The sequence below is a fragment of the Cupriavidus campinensis genome (genome assembly GCF_905397395.1).
In the GTDB taxonomy this organism is placed as follows: Bacteria; Pseudomonadota; Gammaproteobacteria; order Burkholderiales; family Burkholderiaceae; genus Cupriavidus; species Cupriavidus campinensis.
Window position 1 is genome coordinate 1 of the sequence record NZ_CAJPVH010000080.1, and the last position, 16,793, is coordinate 16,793.

15 protein-coding genes are annotated in these 16,793 nt (G+C 67.6%); 11 read left to right on the forward strand and 4 right to left on the reverse strand.

The features are described from left to right. Positions 1–257 (forward strand): IS3 family transposase (locus KHO18_RS26010; protein ID WP_211944145.1); only part of this gene is annotated, 257 nt, incomplete at its 5' end. A gap of 71 nt (positions 258–328) precedes the next feature. Here KHO18_RS26010 and KHO18_RS26015 read toward each other — a convergent pair. The 4 genes from KHO18_RS26015 to minC all read right to left on the reverse strand — a co-directional run bounded on the left by KHO18_RS26015 (position 329) and on the right by minC (position 3,816). Next, a complete protein-coding gene (locus KHO18_RS26015) occupies positions 329–1,402 on the reverse strand; it encodes a porin (protein ID WP_144202629.1) in 1,074 nt (357 codons plus the stop codon). A gap of 450 nt (positions 1,403–1,852) precedes the next feature. After that, a complete protein-coding gene (minE, locus tag KHO18_RS26020) occupies positions 1,853–2,107 on the reverse strand; it encodes a cell division topological specificity factor MinE (RefSeq protein WP_011296252.1) in 255 nt (84 codons plus the stop codon). Between the two features lie 14 nt (positions 2,108–2,121). After that, positions 2,122–2,937 carry a septum site-determining protein MinD gene (gene minD, locus KHO18_RS26025; RefSeq protein WP_144202627.1) on the reverse strand — a complete coding sequence of 272 codons (816 nt, stop codon included), beginning with the start codon at positions 2,935–2,937 and terminating at the stop codon, positions 2,122–2,124. Between the two features lie 72 nt (positions 2,938–3,009). Beyond that, positions 3,010–3,816: a septum site-determining protein MinC gene (gene minC, locus KHO18_RS26030; protein ID WP_211944146.1), complete on the reverse strand. Its 807-nt coding sequence runs from the start codon at positions 3,814–3,816 to the stop codon at positions 3,010–3,012. 198 nt (positions 3,817–4,014) lie between these two features. Here minC and KHO18_RS26035 point away from each other — a divergent pair, with 198 nt between their 5' ends. From KHO18_RS26035 to KHO18_RS26075, 10 genes are all read left to right on the forward strand, one after another. Next, entirely contained in the window at positions 4,015–4,986 is a 972-nt protein-coding gene (locus tag KHO18_RS26035) for a magnesium and cobalt transport protein CorA (RefSeq protein ID WP_211944147.1), read from the forward strand. Positions 4,987–5,173: 187 nt separating this feature from the next. Next, the gene (locus KHO18_RS28670; RefSeq protein WP_255370702.1) at positions 5,174–5,302 is read left to right on the forward strand and encodes a hypothetical protein; all 129 of its coding nucleotides are present in this window, start codon (positions 5,174–5,176) and stop codon (positions 5,300–5,302) included. Further along, the gene (kdpF, locus tag KHO18_RS26040; RefSeq protein WP_092291198.1) at positions 5,302–5,391 is read left to right on the forward strand and encodes a K(+)-transporting ATPase subunit F; all 90 of its coding nucleotides are present in this window, start codon (positions 5,302–5,304) and stop codon (positions 5,389–5,391) included. The genes KHO18_RS28670 and kdpF overlap by 1 nt, the downstream gene beginning before the upstream one ends. 11 nt (positions 5,392–5,402) lie before the next feature. Then, positions 5,403–7,229, forward strand: coding sequence for a potassium-transporting ATPase subunit KdpA (kdpA, locus tag KHO18_RS26045; RefSeq protein ID WP_211944149.1), 1,827 nt, complete (start codon positions 5,403–5,405; stop codon positions 7,227–7,229). Positions 7,230–7,243: 14 nt separating this feature from the next. Further along, complete coding sequence (kdpB, locus tag KHO18_RS26050; RefSeq protein WP_144202618.1) at positions 7,244–9,424, forward strand: potassium-transporting ATPase subunit KdpB; 2,181 nt, start codon at positions 7,244–7,246, stop codon at positions 9,422–9,424. 25 nt (positions 9,425–9,449) lie between these two features. After that, on the forward strand, positions 9,450–10,085 hold the full coding sequence (gene kdpC / locus KHO18_RS26055; RefSeq protein WP_244845102.1) for a potassium-transporting ATPase subunit KdpC: 636 nt from the start codon (positions 9,450–9,452) through the stop codon (positions 10,083–10,085). 67 nt (positions 10,086–10,152) lie between these two features. Next, positions 10,153–13,029 (forward strand): sensor histidine kinase, encoded by a 2,877-nt coding sequence (locus KHO18_RS26060; RefSeq protein WP_144202616.1) that lies wholly within the window; start codon positions 10,153–10,155, stop codon positions 13,027–13,029. Between the two features lie 5 nt (positions 13,030–13,034). Then, positions 13,035–13,730, forward strand: coding sequence for a two-component system response regulator KdpE (gene kdpE, locus KHO18_RS26065; RefSeq protein ID WP_144202614.1), 696 nt, complete (start codon positions 13,035–13,037; stop codon positions 13,728–13,730). A gap of 405 nt (positions 13,731–14,135) precedes the next feature. Beyond that, positions 14,136–14,816 (forward strand): tetratricopeptide repeat protein, encoded by a 681-nt coding sequence (locus KHO18_RS26070; protein WP_377731808.1) that lies wholly within the window; start codon positions 14,136–14,138, stop codon positions 14,814–14,816. A 152-nt stretch (positions 14,817–14,968) separates the two neighbouring features. Further along, on the forward strand, positions 14,969–16,793 hold a 1,825-nt coding region (locus KHO18_RS26075; RefSeq protein ID WP_211944148.1), incomplete at its 3' end, for a transglutaminase family protein.

Here is a 16,793-nt window from a genome sequence, read left to right on the forward strand (position 1 = left end):
CCTATCGGCGCATGCTCAAGGAGCATGCTGTGACGCAAAGTATGTCCCGCAAGGGAAACTGCCTTGACAATGCCGCCATGGAAAGCTTCTTCGGCACGCTCAAGGCTGAATGCTTCCACCTGAACGAGTTTGCCAGCGTGGACGAGCTCAAGACCGGACTAGCGCGCTACATCCGCTACTACAACCACGACCGTATCAAGCTCAAACTAAAAGGGCTGAGTCCCGTGCAATACAGGACTCAGCCCTCCGGTGCCTAGCGTCACCGACCGTCCAACTTTAGGGGGTCAGTTCACGAAGGTGCCTTTCTGCGATGCGGTCAGACCAACAATCAGAAGATGTGGCGGATACCTGCGGCCACGCCCGTCTGGTTGTTCTTGCCAGGCAGTTCGGTGACTGCGGCGCCAGTGACCTTGTTGTAGTCGACGGTGCCGTACACCTGGGTACGCTTGGAGAGCGAGTACTCGGCCAGCAGCACGCCGGTGTAGCGGTTGCCGCTGTTGTCCAAGCCGTTCTTGCCCTTGATGTGATCGCCGTAGAACACGCCGGTCACGGCCAGTGCCGGGGTGACCTGGTAGGTCGCGCCGACGTAGCCGATCATGTCTTCACGCGGGTTGGCCTGTGCGTTGCCGCCAGCCGGGATCGGGTTGGCAGTGTTGGCCGGCGAGAAGAAGTTGGCGTCGATCAGGCCAGTGCGGTCCTTGCCGCCGATGTAGCCCAGGAAGACCTTGGCCGCGCCAAAGCCGACCTTGCCGGCGGCGCCCCACATCTGCTGCTTGTTGCCGAGCGGGTCGCGGACTTCCTGGTACACGCCACCGAAGCCGAACGGCCCGATGTCGTAGGAAGCGCGGGTACCCCAGTACTGGCTCCGCGTCATGCTGCCTGCGGACTCGCCGAAGCCATAGCTGGCGCCGACGTTCAGGCCTGCGAACGAACCTGCGTAGCTGACGACGTTGTTGTTGCGGAATTGCGTCAGGAAGAACGGCCAGGCGTTGTTGTCGTAGTTGCCGATGGTCAGCGGATCGAAGTCGCCGAAGAAATTAAAGCCTTCGGTGTACTGGCGGCCCAGCTTGACCGTGCCGAACTCGCCCGACAGGCCCACGTACGCCTGACGACCGAACAGCGAACCGTTCTGGTTTGCGCGGCCGGTATCCGGATCGAAGCCGTTTTCCAGCTGGAAGATGGCCTTCAGGTTGTTGCCCAGTGCTTCGCTGCCCTTGATACCCCAACGGCTGTTGGTGATCGCGCCGTTGGTCAGTTGGGTCTGGCTGTGGTTGCCTGCGTCAGCGTTGGTCTGGAAGCGGATGCTCTGGTCAACGATACCGTAGAGCGTCACCGACGACTGTGCGTAGGCGCTGCCGGCCAGCAGACTGCCAATGGCGAGGGTGAGTAGCGATTTCTTCATGGTGCTCCTTTTCTGTCTTGTGGTTGTGCCGTAGCCGGATCACGGCCGGCACAAAGGTTTACGTTTGCAGTAAACGCCGCGAAAATTTAACAAAACACGGAACTTTCGGACATAAAAGCAGCGTGAACCAGCGCTCTAGAGAGACATTTGGTGCAATTCCGTTGGTTTGTCGCTACACAATGTCACACCCTCGTGATAATGGTGCATTGCAGCGTGCGCCATGGCAGTGCATGGACGTGGGAGGCGAGCAGTGGGGCGGGTGTGCAGGCGCGATCGCAGCCACCACGCGGAGGGTTGCTGCAATGCAAAAAGCCCCTACTTGAGAGGGGCGGGTTATCCCTTAGATAATGGGATAACGGCGCACGGAAGGTATCCGGGCGCCGTTCAGGACCGAGAAACTCGAATTAATCCGAAAACCGAAAAGCGAATACCGAAAATGCCGAAAGGCGATCAGTTTTGCGGGATTTCGATTTTCACCTCGAGCACTTCGAGGTTGTCCTGGCGCTCCAGGCTGACGCGCAGGTCCTGGTCGCTGATCTTCACATACTTGGATATCACGGCTACCAGCTCGCGCTGGAGGGCCGGCAGGTAATCGGCCGGCGCGGAATGGCCGGTGCGCTCATGGGCGAGGATGATCTGCAGCCGCTCTTTGGCGACCGACGCTGACTTCTTCTTCTCCCCCAGCAGGAAGGACAGGATCGACATGGGATGAGTCCTCCTTACTTGTTACCGAAGAGGCGCGAGAGCAGGCCCGGCTTCTGGTAGTCGGTGAAACGCATCGGCTTGTCCTTGCCCAGGAAGCGGTCCACCACGTCGCCATAGGCGTCGGCCACGTCGCTGCCTTCCAGGTGGATGGCCGGCGTGCCCTGGTTGGACGCGTGCAGCACGGCTTCCGATTCCGGCACCACGCCAATCAGCTTGATGCGCAGGATTTCCTGGATGTCGGTCAGCGACAGCATTTCGCCGCCGTGCACGCGCTTCGGGTTGTAGCGCGTGATCAGCAGGTGCTCCTTGATCGGCTCGCCGCCTTCGCTGGCGCGCTTGGTCTTCGAGGCCAGGATGCCGAGGATGCGGTCCGAGTCGCGCACGGACGAGACTTCCGGGTTGGTCACGACGAGCGCCTCGTCGGCGAAGTACATCGCCATCAGCGCGCCGGACTCGATGCCCGCCGGGGAGTCGCAGACGATGAACTCGAAGCCCATGTCCACCAGGCCGTTGATGACCTTCTCCACGCCGTCGCGGGTCAGCGCGTCCTTGTCCCGCGTCTGCGAGGCCGGCAGGATGAACAGGTTCTCGCACTTCTTGTCCTTGATCAGCGCCTGGTTCAGGTTGGCTTCGCCCTGGACCACGTTGATCAGGTCATACACCACGCGGCGCTCGCAACCCATGATCAGGTCGAGGTTGCGCAGGCCGACGTCGAAGTCGATCACGGCCGTCTTGTGGCCCCGCAGGGCCAGGCCGGCGGCGAAGCTCGCGCTGGTGGTGGTCTTGCCAACGCCTCCCTTGCCGGAGGTCACAACGATGATTTTTGCCATGGCTCTATGGTCCAGTATGGGTGCAGGGTATTTCGTACCGGGCGGGCCGGCCGTACCGATGGGTTAGCGCGGTTATTTCATCCGCAGCGGTTCGAGAATCAATTTTTCGTCGGCCAGGCGCACCTGGGCCGACTTGCCGAGCACGTCGGCCGGGAGCGTCTGCTCGGCGGTCCGGTAGATGCCGGCGATGGAAATCAGCTCGGGTTCCAGGCACGTGCAGAAGATGCGCGCGTCCGGGTTGCCCTTGACACCCGCCAGCGCGCGGCCGCGCAGCGGGGCGTAGATATGGATGTTGCCTTCGGCGATGACCTCGGCGCCGTAGCTGACCAGGTCCAGGATGACCACGTCGCCCTGGGCGTAGATCTGCTGGCCGGAGCGCAGCGGCTTGTCGATCAGCAGGGTCGGCACCGCGCGCGGCGCGGCGGCGGCGGCCATGATCTCGGCGATATCCGAGGCCGTGCCGTTGACTGGCGGAGCCTCGGCGGCAGTGGATTCCGGGGTGTCGGCGGCCTTGGCGGCGGCGGTGGGGACGGGCGGGGCAGCTTCGTCCCGGCCGCCACGCCGGCTCTGGCTTTCCAGCAGCGGCAGGCCGAAGGCTTCGGCCCAGCTGCGCTGGTCGTCGCGCGCCACCACCCCGATGGCCCGGGCGCGCAGCGTGGAAAGCGTGTCGATCACGCGGTCCAGCGCCAGCGGGCTATCGCCTTCCAGGCGGCGCAGGTCCAGCGCAACCACGTCATTGGAGAAGAAATCGGGGGTCGATTCGAAGCGGGAGAGGAGATCGTCCCGCAACGCGTCGATGTCGGCGGTCTTGAGGGCGAGAAGGAGGGCGTCGACGTTGCCACTGCGCAGCTCGAAGCGTGGCGATTTCTTCTGAGACATAGTCGGTGACCGTGGAAATGCCACATTCTAACGTCGGTTCTCCGGCGAACTGTAACAATTCTCGAACCCGGCCCCGAACGTGCCCGATGCGGGGCTTCCCGGCCGGATCGCACCGCTAAAGTGGCGGGCGATGCCGCTTGCGCTCGCGTAAAGGGTGACGCTCTTGTTACGATTGCGCATCTCGACAACGGAGTTCCCATGGGCGCCATCGTGAATTGCGCGGCCTATCGCAGCGGCAAGAAGCTCGGTCCGGTCGAATTCGACGCCATCGCCGGCGTGCTGGCCGACCCCGGCACCTTCGTCTGGCTGGGCCTGCACGAACCGGACCTGGCGTTGCTGCGCAAGGTCCAGCAGGCGTTCGGGCTGCACGATCTGGCCGTGGAGGACGCCCTGGACGCCCACCAGCGGCCCAAGCTGGAAACCTACGGCGATTCGGTCTTCGTGGTGCTCAATACCGCGCAACTGGTCGGGGAGGAGGTGGTGATGGGCGAGACCCACCTGTTCGTCGGCCCGAACTACGTGGTTTCGGTGCGGCACGGCGCCAGTTCCACCTACGCCCCGGTGCGCGAGCGTTGCGAGAGCGACCCGCAGGGCCTGGCCAACGGCCCCGGCTACGTGCTCTATGCGCTGATGGACTTCGTGGTGGACCACTACCTGCCCATCGTCAACCGGCTGGAGGACAACTTCGAGGCCCTCGAGCAGGACATTTTCCGCGACGAGTTCGACCGTGCCGCCATCGAGCGGCTGTACCAGGTCAAGCATCAGGTGCTGCGGCTGCGCAACGCGGTCTACCCGGTGGAGGACATCTGCAGCCAGCTGATCCGGCTGCACGAGGAACTGGTGCCAAAGGAGCTGCGCGCCTATTTCCGCGACATCGAGGACCATGCCAGCCGCATCGTCCGCACGCTGGACGTGGTGCGCGAGATGCTGACCACGGCCGTGCAGGTCAACCTGGCGCTGGTCACGGTGGGCCAGAACGAGGTGGTCAAGCGGCTGGCCGGCTGGGGGGCCATCCTCGCCGTGCCGACCGTGATCTTCAGCCTCTACGGCATGAATTTCAGCTTTATGCCAGAGCTGAAGCTCCATTACGCCTATCCGGTGGTCATCGGCATCACCGCCACGGCCTGCACCTGGCTCTGGCGCAAGCTGCACCGGGCTGGCTGGATCTAGCCCCGCCCGCATTGCCGGTCATGGCTGCCATGGCTGGAAAACGGTGCCGCGCCTGGTGTTGGCGCCGTTTTTATATCTTCTTTACACCCCTCCTTCCCCTCTCTACCCCGTTTTTACCCCGCCGTCCCTAATCTCCAGAACGTGATGTCAACGTGAATCCTTCACGTTTTTCCTATTTGGGGTTTGTATGGACGGGATCTATTTCCTCGTGTTGCTGGCCTTCGGCGCGCTGACCGGCGCGCTGCTGGCATTGTGCGCCGCGCTGGGCGCCAACCCGCCGTCTGCGCGGCAGACGGACGACGAGCGGGGGCGCTGATGGACTGGACTGACATCCTGAGCGGGGCCCTGGCCGCCGCGATCTTCCTCTACCTGCTTTTTGCCCTGTTCCGGCCGGAGAAATTCTGATGTCCACGCCGTTGTCCACACAATTCATCGGGCTGCTGGTCCTGTACCTCGCGGTCCTGTTCGCAGTGGCGCCGTTCCTCGGCCGCTACATGCGCCGCGCGCTGGAGGAGGGCGACTATCGCCTGACCGCCTGGGGCCGTCCCTTCGAGCGCGCGCTCTACCGCCTGGCCGGTGTGCGCGCCGACGCGGAGATGGGCTGGAAGCAGTACGCCATCGCCGTGCTGGTCTTCAACGTGCTCGGCGTGGTCTTCGTCTACGCGATCCAGCGCCTGCAGGGCATGCTGCCGCTGAACCCGCAGGCGTTCGGCGCGATCTCGCCCGACTCCTCGTTCAACACCGCCATCAGCTTCGTCAGCAATACCAACTGGCAGGGCTACGCCGGTGAATCGACGATGAGCTACCTCACCCAGATGCTGGCGCTGACGATGCAGAACTTCGTCTCGGCGGCCACCGGCATCGCGGTGGTGTTCGCGCTGATTCGCGGCTTCGCGCGGCACGGCGCCGCCACGCTCGGCAATTTCTGGGTCGATCTGGTACGCACCACGCTCTATGTGCTGCTGCCGCTGTCGCTGATCACCGCGCTGCTGCTGGTCAGCCAGGGCGTGATCCAGAACTTCGACCGCTACCAGGACGCCACGCTCGTCTCGGAACTCTCCTATACCCAGCCTAAGGTGGACGCAGCCGGCCAACCCGTGCTGGACACCGCCGGGCAGCCCGTGACCGAGGACGTCAAGACCCGCACGCAGACGCTGGCGATGGGTCCGGTGGCGTCGCAGGAAGCCATCAAGATGCTCGGCACCAACGGTGGCGGCTTCTTCAACGCTAACTCGGCGCACCCGTACGAGAACCCCACGCCGTTCACGAATTTCGTGGAAATGCTAGCCATCTTCCTGATCCCGGCGGCGCTGTGCTTCGCCTTCGGCGAGATGGTGCGTGACCGCCGGCAGGGCGTGGCGGTGCTGGCGTCGATGACCGTGATCTTCGTGGTCATGGCGATTGCCGCCGTGGTGTCCGAGCAGCAGGTCAACGCGGCGCTGACATCGCTGGGTATCGACCACGTGGCCTCTGCGCTCCAGGCCGGCGGCAACATGGAAGGCAAGGAAGTGCGCTTCGGCATCTCGGCGACGTCCCTGTTCGCGACGATCACCACGGCGGCGTCGTGCGGCGCGGTGAACGGCATGCACGACTCCTTCACGGCCATCGGCGGGCTGGTGCCGATGCTGCTGATGCAGCTGGGCGAAGTGGTCTTCGGCGGCGTGGGCTCGGGCCTGTACGGCATGCTGGTCTACGCGGTGCTGGCGGTGTTCATCGCCGGGCTGATGATTGGCCGCACGCCGGAATACCTCGGCAAGAAGATCGAAGCCTACGAGATGAAGATGACCGCCGTGGCGATCCTCGTCACGCCGCTGCTGGTGCTGGTGGGCACGGGCATCGCGGTCATGACCGAGGGCGGCCGCGCAGGGGTGTTCAACCCCGGCACGCACGGTTTCTCGGAAATCCTCTATGCGCTTTCTTCGGCGGCGAACAATAACGGCAGCGCGTTCGCGGGCCTCTCCGCCAACACGCCGTTCTATAACACGCTGCTCGCCGCGGCGATGTGGTTCGGCCGCTTCTGGATCATCGTGCCGGTGCTGGCGATGGCCGGCTCGCTGGCCGCCAAGCGCCGTACCCCGCCTACCGCCGGCACCATGCCGACGCACGGCCCGCTGTTCGTGGTGCTGCTGGTGGGCTCGGTCCTGCTGGTGGGCGCGCTGACCTATGTGCCGGCGCTGGCGCTGGGCCCGGTGGCCGAGCAGTTGCAGCACATCCCGGCCGCCGTCCAGGCGGTGGCCCGGTAATCGTGGAGAATCGTATGCAGCAAGACACTACGGTGACGCGCACTTCGGTGGCGCGCACCCCGCGTCAGGTGCCGGCCCGGGGCGGCATGTTCGCGCCCGAGCTGGTCAAGCCGGCCATCGTCGACGCCTTCAGGAAACTGTCGCCGCGCGCCCAGTTGCGCAATCCGGTGATGTTCGTGGTCTACGCGGGCAGCGTGCTCACGTCGATCCTGTTCCTGCGCGCGCTGTTCAACCCCGCGCCGGGTGGGGAATCGGCCGGCTTCATCCTGGCCATCTCCATCTGGCTGTGGTTCACGGTGCTGTTCGCCAACTTCGCCGAAGCCATGGCCGAAGGCCGCAGCAAGCAGCAGGCCGCCGCGCTGCGGGGGCTGAAGACCACGGTGACGGCACGCGTGCTGCGCCCGGGCCGGACCAACATCCGTGCCGATGGCGCCACCGAGGCCCGCATCGCCACGGACCTGCGCCGCGGTGACGTGGTGCTGGTCCAGGCTGGCGACATGATCCCCGGTGACGGCGACGTGATCGAAGGCGTGGCCTCGGTCGACGAGTCCGCCATCACGGGCGAGTCCGCACCGGTGATCCGCGAGTCCGGCGGCGATTTCTCGTCGGTCACGGGCGGCACGCGCGTGCTGTCCGACTGGATCGTGGTGCGCATCACCGCCAACCCCGGCGAGAGCTTTATCGATCGCATGATCGGCATGGTGGAAGGCGCCAAGCGCCAGAAGACCCCCAACGAGCTGGCGCTGACCATCCTGCTGGTGGGCCTGACGCTGGTGCTGCTGCTGGCCACGGCCACGCTGCAACCGTTCTCTCTATATAGCGTGATGGTGGCCAAGGCCGGCGTGCCGGTCTCGGTGACGGTGCTGGTGGCGCTGCTGGTGTGCCTGATCCCGACCACGATTGGCGGCCTGCTGTCTGCCATCGGCGTGGCTGGCATGAGCCGGATGATGGAGGCGAATGTGATCGCCACGTCCGGCCGGGCCGTGGAAGCTGCCGGCGACGTGGACGTGCTGTTGCTCGACAAGACCGGCACGATCACGCACGGCAACCGCCAGGCTGCGCGCTTTATCTGCGCACCGGGCGTGACCCCGCGCCAGCTGGCTGAGGCTGCGTGGCTGTCGTCGCTGGCCGATGAGACGCCGGAAGGCCGCAGCATCGTGGCCCTGGCCCGCCAGCAGCCTGACGCCACCGTCCCCGAGATGGGCGGCAAGGGCCTGGACGCCCCCGTGTTCGTACCCTTCACCGCGCAGACTCGCATGAGTGGCGTCGACGTCACTCACGGGATGCGCGTGCGCAGCGTGCGCAAGGGCGCCGCCGATGCGGTACGCCGCTACGTGGCCGACCGCGCCGGCAAGTTCCCCGATGCCGTGATGCAGGCCGTGGACGATGTGGCGCGCGCCGGCAGCACGCCGCTGGTGGTGGCGGAGGCCATCGCCGAAGGCACCGAGGACAGCGTGCGCGTGCTCGGCGTCGTCGAACTCAAGGACATCGTCAAGACCGGTATCCGCGAGCGCTTTGGCGAACTGCGCCGGATGGGCATCCGCACGGTGATGATCACCGGCGATAACCGCCTCACGGCGGCGTCGATCGCGGCGGAAGCCGGCGTGGATGACTTCCTGGCCGAAGCCACCCCCGAAGCCAAGCTGGCGCTGATCCGCGAGTACCAGCGCGAGGGCCGCCTCGTCGCCATGACCGGCGACGGCACCAACGACGCCCCCGCGCTGGCCCAGGCCGACGTGGCCGTGGCCATGAACAGCGGCACGCAGGCAGCGCGCGAGGCCGGCAACATGGTCGACCTGGACAGCAATCCGACCAAGCTGATCGAGATCGTCGAGATCGGCAAGCAGATGCTGATGACGCGCGGCTCGCTGACCACGTTCAGCGTGGCCAACGACGTGGCCAAGTACTTCGCGATCATCCCGGCCGCGTTCGCCACCACGTATCCGCAGTTGAACCTGCTGAACGTGATGGGGCTGGCCACGCCGGCGTCCGCAATCCTGTCGGCGGTGATCTTCAACGCGCTGATCATCGTCGCCCTGATTCCGCTGGCACTGCGCGGCGTGGTCTACCGCCCGCTCGGCGCGGCCGTGCTGCTGCGCCGGAACCTGCTGATCTACGGCCTGGGCGGCATCATCGTGCCGTTCGCGGGGATCAAGCTGATCGATCTGTTGCTGACGATGTTCGGCTGGGTCTGAGCCGAGTCGTCTAGGAGAAATACGCATGACTACGCAAACCAAGGCCGCCATGGGCGCCGCCGCAAACAACGTACCGCGCCAGCCGGGGCTGCTTCGGCCCGCGCTGACGATCTTCGTCGGCCTGGCGGTGGTGACCGGGCTGCTGTATCCCGGCGCGGTGACCGGCATCGCCCGCGCGGTGTTCCCGCACGAAGCCGCCGGCTCGCTGATCGAGAAGGATGGGAAGGTGGTCGGCTCGGCGCTGATCGGCCAGCCGTTCTCGGAGCCGAAGTACTTCTGGGGCCGCCTGTCGGCCACGGCGCCGATGCCGTACAACGCGGCGGCGTCGGTGGGCTCGAACCTCGGGCCGAGCAACCCGGCGCTGACGGACGCGGCGCGGGCGCGCATCGAGGCCCTGCAGGCCGCCGACCCTGACAACAAGGCGCCGGTGCCAGTGGATCTGGTAACGGCCTCGGGCAGCGGCCTCGATCCGCACATCAGCCCGGCGGCGGCCCGCTACCAGGCGGCGCGCGTGGCGCGTCTGCGCGGGCTGTCGGTGGCGCAGGTGGAGGCCCTGATCGCGGCGAACACGGAAGGCCCGGGGCTGGCCGTGTTCGGCGAGCCCGGGGTGAATGTGCTGAAGCTGAACCTTGCGCTGGATGGGGTGAAGCGGGGCGCCTGATGGAATGGATGCGCCAGCCCACGGCCGCCGGCGCCGTGGCAGAATCCGTCCCACCGCCCCCTCTACCATGACCCTCGCCGACAACCGCCCGGACCCCGACGCCCTGCTGCAACGCATGCAGGAGGAGGGCGCGCGCGCCGGGCGCGGCAAGCTGCGGGTCTACTTCGGCGCCTCGGCCGGCGTGGGAAAGACGTTCGCGATGCTCACCGCCGCCCGCGCGCTGCGCACGCAGGGGGTGGATGTGGTGGTGGGCGTGGTGGAGACCCACGGCCGCGCCGAGACCGAGGCGCTGGTCGCCGGGCTGGACATCGTGCCGCTGCGCGAAATGCCCTACCGCGACCGCGTCCTCAAGGAATTCGATCTCGATGGCGTGCTCGCGCGCCATCCCGCGCTGGTGCTGGTGGACGAACTGGCCCACACCAACGCCGCCGGCAGCCGGCATCCCAAGCGCTGGCAGGACATCGCCGAACTGCTGGCCGCCGGCATCGACGTCTGGACCACGGTCAACGTGCAGCACCTGGAGAGCCTGAACCAGGCCGTGGGCGGCATCACCGGCGTGCGGGTCTGGGAGACCGTGCCCGATGCCGTGTTCGACGATGCCGACGACGTCGTGCTGGTGGACCTGCCCGCCGACGAACTGCTGCGCCGCCTGCGCGAGGGCAAGGTCTACCTGCCCGAGCAGGCGCGCCATGCCGCGCGCAACTTCTTCCGCAAGGGCAACCTGATCGCGCTGCGCGAACTGGCGCTGCGGCGCACGGCGGATCGTGTCGATGACGATGTGCGCGCCTATCGCGACGCCCAGTCGATCGAACCGGTCTGGCGCACGCGCGAGGCGCTGGTGGCCTGCATCGGCACCGGCGACGACGCCGAGCAGGTGGTGCGCAGCGCGCGCCGGCTGGCCAGCCAGCTCGATTGCGACTGGCACGTAGTGACGATTGCCACGCCCCGGCTGGTGCCGTTGTCCACCGAGGTGCGCACCCGCGTGCGCGCGGCGATGCGGCTGGCCGAGGAACTGGGCGCCCGCACCGAGACACTGGCCGGGCACGACATGGTGCGCGCGGTCACCGGCTACGTGCGCCGCCACAACCTCACCAAGGTGCTGGTGGGCCGCGCGCGCACCGACTGGCAGTACGAAGGCGGATGGCTCGAGCAGGGGCGCATGCTGCTGGGGCGCGCCTTGTCGCCGGTGCTGGGCGCCGGCAACCGGCTGATCGGCCGCCAGACCTTTGCCGATGCGCTGGCGGCTGGCTGCCCTGAAATCGACGTGATCCGCGTGGCGGCGGACACCACCCGCCCGGCACCGCTGCCGGCAGCGCAGGGCCTGCCGGCGGGCGCCGTGTCCGAGCAGAATCCGGCCCAGGCGGGCGCGCGCCGGCTTGACTATGTCTGGTCCGTGGTCTGGTGTGCCGGGGCCACACTGCTTTCCACAGTCGCCCGGCCCTGGTTCGATATCGTCAACATCGCCATGCTGTTCCTGGCCGCCGTGGTGGGCGTGGCGCTGCGGCACGGGCGGGGGCCGGCGGCGCTGGCTTCGGTGCTGTCGGTGGGGGCGTTCGATTTCTTTTTCGTGCCGCCCCGGCTCTCGTTCGCCGTCAGCGACGTGCAGTACCTGCTCACCTTTGTGGTGCTGCTGACGGTGGGGCTGGTCATCGGCCAGCTGACTGCCGGCCTGCGCGAGCAGGCGAGCGTGGCGGTGCGGCGCGAGACCGACGCCCGCACGCTCTACGAACTGGCGCGGGAGCTGTCGGCGGCGCTGACCACGCAGCAGATCGTGGAGATTGGCGGACGCTTCCTGCGTGCCGCGTTCGACGCCCACGCCTCGTTCTTCCTCGTCTCGGCATCGGGCCGGCTGCTTCCGGTAGCGGATGTCAATGAGACAAGTCCGAAAGAAGGCCGGACCACCAAGGGCGAAGCCATCGACACCGTGCTGGCCCAGTGGGTCTTCGACCACGGCGAGGCGGCCGGCACCGGCACCCACACGCTGCCGGGCAGCACCGTGCTGTACCTGCCGCTGAAGGCGCCGATGCAGACGCGCGGCGTGCTGGCCGTGGAGCCGCATGACTGGGGCGCGCTGGCTGACCCCGCGCTGCGCCGCCAGGCCGATGTCTTCGCCACGCTGATCGCCATCGCCATCGAGCGGCTGCACTATGTGGAGGTGGCGCAGCAGGCGCTGGTATCGATCGAATCCGAGCAGCTGCGCAGTTCGCTGCTGGCGGCGGTGTCGCACGACCTGCGCACGCCGCTGACCGGACTGATCGGCATGGCCGAGTCGCTCGCGCGGGCGCCGCTGCCGGCCGATGTGGCGGCCACCGTGGACGCCATGCGCGTCCAGGCCCACCGCATGCGGACCATGGTGGTGAATCTGCTCGACATGGCGCGGCTGCAGCGGCACGACGTGTCGCTGACGCGCGGCTGGCAGTCGATGGAAGAACTGGTGGGCGCGGCGCTGGCGGCGATGCGCGAGGCGCTGGCGGGGCATCCGGTGCAGGTGTCGGGGCTGGCGGCGCTGCCGCTGGTCGAGTGCGACGCGGTGCTGGTGGAGCGCGTGCTCTGCAACCTGCTCGAGAACGCCGCCAAGTACACGCCGCCGGGCACGACGGTGCGCATCGGCGGCGCCGTGGCCGGCGAGATGGTGCAGGTGTTTGTCGAGGACGACGGCCCCGGCGTGCCGGCCGGGCAGGAGCGCCGCATCTTCGAGAAATTCACACGCGGCGCGCACGAGTCCGCCACGGCGGGCGTGGGACTCGGCCTGGCGGTGTGCGACGCCATCCTGCAGGCGCACGACGGCCGCATCTGGGTGGAGCCGGTACACGGCGCGGCGCCGCATGGCGCGCGCTTCACGCTCGCGCTGCCGCGCGGCAATCCGCCGGACATCGAGCCGGAAGCCCTCCATGACCTCGATGAATCGAGCGACCTGAAACTGACCGCGAAGACGGAACCCTGACCGAGATGCCATTCGACTATTCGCCGACCGTCCTGCTGGTGGAGGACGAGCCCCATATCCGGCGCTTCGTGCGGGAATCGCTGCAGGCCGAGGGCTGCACCGTGCACGAGGCGGAGACGCTCAAGCGCGGGCTGATCGACGCGGGCACGCGCCAGCCGGACGTGGTGATCCTCGATCTGGGCCTGCCCGATGGCGACGGCATGACGCTGATCCGCGAGATGCGCACGTGGACGCAGGTGCCGGTGCTGGTGCTGTCCGCGCGCACCGAGGAGGCGGACAAGATCGCCGCGCTCGACGCCGGCGCGGACGACTACCTGACCAAGCCCTTCGGCGTGGGCGAACTGGTGGCGCGCGTGCGCGTGCTGCTGCGCCGCCACGCGCGCGCCAATCCACAGGGCACGCCGACCATCGCCTTCGGCGACGTGCAGGTGGACCTGGCCAACCGCCTCGTCACGCGCGGGGAGGCGGCCGTGCACCTGACCCCCATCGAGTACCGGCTGCTGGCGGTGTTGATCGCCCACCGCGGCAAGGTGATGACCCACCGCGAACTGCTGCGCGAGGTCTGGGGCCCATCGCACGCCGAGAGCAGCCACTACCTGCGCGTGTACATGGGCCACCTGCGCCACAAACTCGAATCCGACCCCGCCCAGCCGGCCCACCTGCTGACCGAGGTCGGCGTCGGCTACCGCTTCGCGGCGTGAGCGCAACGCCCGGCTTGCGAGATCGCGTCGATCGGGCTACCATCGCGGCGTTGGCATATGAACGGAACGGCGAAAGCCGCGTGTCAGCTCCGCCTCGCAAGAGGTTTGCGCCCAAGTGCGCTGATAGCTGAAAAGCGAAGAGGTCCGATTAGCAGTGCGAACAAAGGCTCCTTCGGGAGCCTTTTTCGTTTGCATCCCCATTCTCTGCAGGCGGTGTCCCCCAGTCTTCTGTGCCGTCCAATCCACGTACATAAGACGACTCGCATTCTGGCGAGCCGGTCGAAGCGTCGTCCGCTACACTGAATTGGTAGCGCCCCGTTCCGTCCGACCCCCGTTCGCCGGAGTCACGTCATGTCTGCCTCCCTTGTCCCGATTCGCCAGGCCGCTGCTGCCGTCCTGGCGTGCATGGTTCTGGTCGTACTCATGGGGTCCGTGGCCCATGCCGCGCCGATGCGGGCCGCCACCGAGCCGCCGGCGCCCGCGCAGGCGCAGACGCGCGATGCCGTCAGTGCCTACGAGGCCGGGCGGTTCGATGCCGCGCTGCAGGGGTTTGCGGCGGCGGCGCAGAAGGGCAACCGGCTGGCCCAGTTCAACTACGCGATGATGCTGCTGCGGGGCGAGGGGACGGCGCCCAAGCCGCAGGAGGCGCTGGTCTGGCTGCGCAAGGCCGCTGACAACCAGATGACACATGCGCAGTTCACATTGGGCGATCTGAGCGAGCGCGGCGAGCTGGTGCCGAAGTCGCTCGAGGAGGCCAACCGCTGGTATGAGCGCGCGGCGCAGGGCGGGCACGTGCAGGCGCAGATGGCGCTGGCCACCAACTACTTCACCGGCCGGGGCGTGCCGCGCGACTACGGCAAGGCGTTCACCTGGTACAGCCGGGCCGCCACGGCCGGCGACGGCGGCGCGCAGTACATCGTCGGCAGCTATTACGAGCGCGGCGAGCCGGGCGTGGTGGACAAGGACATCGAGCAGGCCAAGATCTGGTACGCCCGCGCGGCGGCGGGCGGCGACCCCGGCGCGCTGGCCAAGCTGCGGTCGCTGCTGGAGGAGGGCCTGCGCGCCAAGAGCGGCGGGCCGATGTGAAGCGCCGCGCGCACCACCTAGCCGGCCCATGGCGCGGTCTGCCGACGGGGCTCGGTACAAGTCTTGCTTGCTGCATTCCCATCCGGCCGATGCCTATCTGGACGATTCACTGACGCTTCACTGACGATTCACCGCACCCCTGGGAGGTTGTAGTGGCTACGCACGTCGCGCTGAACCATGTCACGCATTACCGCTACGACCGGCCGGTGAATCTGTCACCGCAAGTCGTGCGGCTGCGCCCCGCGCCGCATTGCCGGACCCCGATCCTGTCCTATTCCCTGCGCATCGAGCCCGCGCAGCACTTCGTGAACTGGCAGCAGGACCCGTTCTCCAACTACCTCGCCCGCCTGGTCATCCCGGAGAAGACCACCAGCTTCAAGGTCACGGTGGACCTCGTGGCGGAAATGGCGGTCTACAACCCGTTCGATTTCTTCCTGGAGCCATCGGCCGAGACGTTTCCGTTCGACTACGACGCCAGCCTCGGGCACGACCTCGCCCCCTATCTGGTGCGCGGCGAGCTGACGCCGCGGCTGGCGGCCTTCGTGGCCAGCATCGACCGCACGCCCACCGCCACGCTGGATTTCCTGGTGGCCCTGAACCAGCGCCTCCAGCACGACATCCGGTACCTGATCCGCATGGAGCCGGGGGTGCAGACGCCCGAGACCACGCTGGAGAACGCCTCCGGCTCGTGCCGCGACACCGGCTGGCTATTGGTGCAGACGCTGCGCCATCTTGGGCTGGCGGCGCGCTTCGTCTCCGGTTACCTGCTGCAACTGACGCCCGACGTGAAGGCCGTGGATGGCCCGGTGGGCACCGAGACCGATTTCACTGACCTCCACGCCTGGTGCGAGGTCTACCTGCCCGGCGCCGGCTGGATCGGGCTGGACCCCACCTCCGGGCTGCTGGCCGGGGAGGGGCACATCCCGCTGGCCTGCACGCCGGAGCCCGGCGGCGCCTCGCCGGTGAGCGGGGCGGTGGACGAGTGCGAGGTCTCCTTCGAGCACCATATGTCGATCACGCGCATCTATGAGTCCCCGCGCGTGACCAAGCCCTATACCGAGGCGCAGTGGATGGCCGTCGATGCGGCCGGCGCCGCCGTCGACCGCACCCTGCAGCAGATGGACGTGCGCCTGACGATGGGCGGGGAGCCCACCTTCGTCGCCGCGCGCGACCGTGAGGGCGCTGAGTGGAATACCGACGCGCTCGGCCCCACCAAGCGCGGGCTGGCCACCGAACTGGTGCAGAAGCTGCGCGCGCAATATGGCGAGGGCGGCTTCCTGCACTTTGGCCAGGGCAAGTGGTATCCGGGCGAGCAGTTGCCGCGCTGGGCGCTGTCGATCTGCTGGCGTGCCGATGGCGTGCCGTGCTGGGAGAACCCGGCGCTGTTCGCCGATGAGCGCGAGCCGGACGCCTACACCGACGCCGACGCGCGGCGCTTCATCGAAACCCTGACCGCGCGGCTCGGCCTGGCCTCGCATTTCATCCTGCCCGGCTACGAGGACGTCTGGTACTACCTGTGGCGCGAGCGCAGCCTGCCGGTCAACGTCGATCCGCATGAGGCGCGGCTGGAAGACGCCATGGAGCGCGCGCGGCTGCGCCGGGTGTTCGAGAGCGGCCTGTCGCGCGTCACCGGCTACGTGCTGCCGCTGGCCCGCGCCACGCAGGAGCCGCCGTCGCGCAATGACGCCGCGTGGATTACCGGCCCGTGGTTCCTGCGCGATGACCGCATGTATCTGCTGCCCGGCGATTCGCCGATGGGCTACCGGCTGCCGCTCGATGCCCTGCCGTGGGTGTCCGAGGCCGACTATCCGTGGCAGTTCGACCAGGACCCCTTCGCGCCACGCGCGCCGCTGCCGGCCACCACGCCGCTGCGCAGCCAGTTGCCGGCGCCGGCCGGCGGGCTGTCGCTTGAACCGACCGGGCTGGGCCCGGCCGCCATGGCGGTACGGCGCGCCCAGGCACGCGGCGAGACCGTCG